This window comes from Chamaesiphon sp. VAR_48_metabat_403 (genome assembly GCF_031422475.1).
In the GTDB taxonomy this organism is placed as follows: domain Bacteria; phylum Cyanobacteriota; class Cyanobacteriia; order Cyanobacteriales; family Chamaesiphonaceae; genus Chamaesiphon.
The window spans coordinates 1-3,281 of the sequence record NZ_JANPLS010000316.1; the positions used below are offsets into that span (position 1 = coordinate 1).

3 protein-coding genes are annotated in these 3,281 nt (G+C 48.4%); 2 read left to right on the forward strand and 1 reads right to left on the reverse strand.

Going from position 1 to position 3,281, the window contains the following annotated elements; all coding sequences use genetic code 11:
* Positions 1-885: hybrid sensor histidine kinase/response regulator (locus RMO79_RS15160; RefSeq protein WP_310484012.1), on the forward strand; the 885-nt coding region annotated here is incomplete at its 5' end.
* Here RMO79_RS15160 and RMO79_RS15165 read toward each other — a convergent pair.
* Positions 770-1,336 carry a response regulator gene (locus RMO79_RS15165; RefSeq protein ID WP_310484013.1) on the reverse strand — a complete coding sequence of 189 codons (567 nt, stop codon included), beginning with the start codon at positions 1,334-1,336 and terminating at the stop codon, positions 770-772. The two genes, RMO79_RS15160 and RMO79_RS15165, sit on opposite strands and share 116 nt — an antisense overlap.
* Before the next feature lie 246 nt (positions 1,337-1,582).
* Between RMO79_RS15165 and purB the strand changes: the two genes are divergently transcribed.
* On the forward strand, positions 1,583-2,878 hold the full coding sequence (purB, locus tag RMO79_RS15170; protein WP_310484014.1) for an adenylosuccinate lyase: 1,296 nt from the start codon (positions 1,583-1,585) through the stop codon (positions 2,876-2,878).
* Positions 2,879-3,281: the final 403 nt, after the last annotated feature.

Here is a 3,281-nt window from a genome sequence, read left to right on the forward strand (position 1 = left end):
GAATCCGTCCAACTATCTGCTGATGCCAGATCGATTCAAATTAGTGTCGATCTTACCCCAATAACCATCCTTGGGGATATCGACAGGTTGGGGCAAGTGTTCTGGAATCTGCTGACGAATGCGATTAAATTCACACCTACTGGCGGAAGAGTTGAGATTAGATCGATTTCCTCCCCAACCGATCTTCAGATTAGCGTCAGCGATACCGGACAAGGGATCGAGGCAGAGTTGTTACCCCACATCTTCGACAGGTTTCGCCAAGGTGATTCTAGCAGCAGTAAAAAGACTCAGGGACTGGGATTGGGATTATCGATCGTCCGACACATCATCGAACTGCATGGCGGTACCATTCGGGCACAGAGCGCAGGAGCAGGGCAAGGAACCACAATTATCGTCCAACTGCCGCTAGATGCCGCCGAGAGCAATCTAGTTCCAGTTGTACCACCCCAATTGCCACCGCAGCAGGAGGAGATCGATCTCACTGGCTTACGCATCCTCGTCGTGGATGATGAGGCAGATATTCTCGATCTGATCCAATACATCCTCGAAAACGCAGGCGCAAGTGTCACGATCGCAAACTCAACACAGCAGGCAATTACCACGCTAATCGACTCTAGCGGCGGATATGACGCACTCCTGGCAGATCTTGGGATGCCAGACGAAGATGGCTTTGCCTTGATTCGACAGGTGAGAGCGTTGGCTGCCGAAGCTGGCGGTCAGATTCCCGCAGCAGCAGTTACAGCCTACGTCAGTGAACGAGAACGCAAACTCAGTCTCGCGGCTGGCTTTGGGATGCATCTACCCAAACCGATCGATCCCGATCGACTGATCCAAATGGTGAGCATTTTGACGGGTCGATCGTCCGCAGGATCGGATGCAAATTAGAATTCAGGGGGCCCAGCACCCTGATAATGCCTGCTACCAATCGATCTGACTCGATCGGTTTAGCCAGCAGTAGTTGAAATCCAAAAATTTCAGAAATATTCCGATCTTTTTTGCTGCTATAAGCCGTCAATGCTATTGCGGGAATTTTCCCTCCCGATTCAGCAGGCAAAGCCCGGACTTGACGGATTAACGACCAACCATCGATCTCTGGCATCGCCAGATCGGACAAGAGCAGATCGTAGTGAGGATGCGCCGCTAACGCCAGCAGTGCTGCACTCGCAGAGCTAACCGCTGTCACTGATGCCCCAGCTCGTTCGAGCATAATTGCGATTAATGCGAGTATATCTTCATCATCCTCAACAACAAGGATATTCATGCTCTGCAAAGCTGGTAATTCAGCAGCAGTTACCAACTGTGTTGGTAGTATCGTTGTTAATTTCGATTCTGTCATAATAAGTATGTTTGGTAAATTTTTTGAGGCGACGATTCATAAGCAGCGGTTGTGCCAACGCGTAATCGTTGGATTAAGGATTTTTATATACTTTTTAATCTAATTTAAATCTACCACTATCGACCGATATACATTGGTTAAATTGAATGCTACGCCAACGCACGTTATCCACTGCCCGAAATGTCCTTAGGACAGGCTACGCCAACGAACGCTATACTGAGTTAGTTGAATTCAAGTGACGGACAAGTGATCGAACGTTATACGCTGCCCGAAATGGGTGAAATTTGGACGGATGCTTATAAATTTCAGACTTGGCTGCAAGTAGAAATTGCCGTCTGTGAAGCTCAAGCCGAATTAGGACATATTCCCCAGGCTGCTGTCGATGAAATTAAAGCTAAAGCAAAATTTGATGTCGATCGCATTTTAGAAATCGAAGCTGAAGTCCGTCATGATGTGATTGCATTTCTCACCAACGTGAATGAATACGTCGGTGCGGCTGGGCGATATATCCATCTGGGGATGACTAGCTCGGATGTGTTAGATACCGCGCTCGCGCTCCAAATGGTAGCGAGTACCGATATTCTTCTCGCTCGGTTGGAAGATACAATTCAGGCAATTCGCTATCAAGCTCAAAAACACCGCAATACAGTCACGATCGGTCGATCGCACGGAATTCACGCCGAGCCGATTACTTTTGGCTTTAAATTAGCTGGTTGGCTGGCGGAAATGCTGCGGAATCGCGATCGTTTGGTGCGCGTGCGTCAAACTATTGCCGTTGGTAAAATTTCAGGTGCGGTGGGTACTTATGCCAATATCGAACCGCGTGCGGAAGCGATCGCATGTCAGAAGCTAGGATTGACTCCAGACACTGCTTCTACTCAGGTAATCTCTCGCGATATTCATGCTGAATTCGCCCAGGTGTTGGCTCTGCTCGGTGCGAGTATCGAGCGATTTGCCGTTGAGATTCGCAACCTGCAACGCACCGATGTATTAGAAGTCGAAGAATTCTTTTCCAAGGGGCAAAAAGGCTCTTCGGCAATGCCCCACAAGCGCAATCCCATTCGTTCCGAACGGTTGACAGGGATGGCGCGAATCTTGCGTGGGAACGCGATCGCTGCCCTAGAGAACGTCGCTTTGTGGCACGAACGAGACATTTCGCATAGTTCGGTCGAACGCGTCTGTATGCCCGATTCTTGCATCATTACGCATTTTATGTTGGTCGAGACTACCAACTTAATTAAGAATCTGCTGATTTATCCCGAAAATATGGCGCGGAATCTCAACTGTTATGGTGGAGTTGTCTTCAGTCAAGGCGTGTTATTAGCGTTGGTGGGTAAAGGATTGAACCGGGAAGAAGCTTATGCGATCGTCCAATCGAATGCAATGAGCGTGTGGAATACGCTCGATGGCGATTTCCGCAAAGTTATCTCTACCGATCCTCGCGTGACGGCACATCTCACCCCAGCCGAGATCGAGCATTGCTTCGATCCGACTCAACACTTCAAGCACCTAGACGAGATTTATCAACGTTTGAGTATCTAGAGCCAAATACTTCCGTGGAATCGAGGGGGTACTATTTCCTCGATTCTGCTAATAACAAAATATGCCTCGATCGTTAGTAAAATCGTAGATAGTCGGGTACCCACAAGGGGCACTACACAATTAACCTGTAGCCGGGTGGTTTCATCCACCGCAATAAACATCTTTGAGTCCACTGAAGTGGACTTTTGCCGTTAGCCAGCACTTTAGTCGCGGGCGGTTGAAGACTAAGCACTAGGGTTTATCCATTTTTCTGTTATTGGATAGAACCACCCTGCTACACAATTAACCTGTAGGGGTGCCCCGTCTTGTCGTGGTTTTTTTGGGGGGTACCCCCCCAACAAAACGCCCCGTGTGGGTTATATTGGTCTAGGCTTTTGCAACCGATTTATTTTAATTATATTTT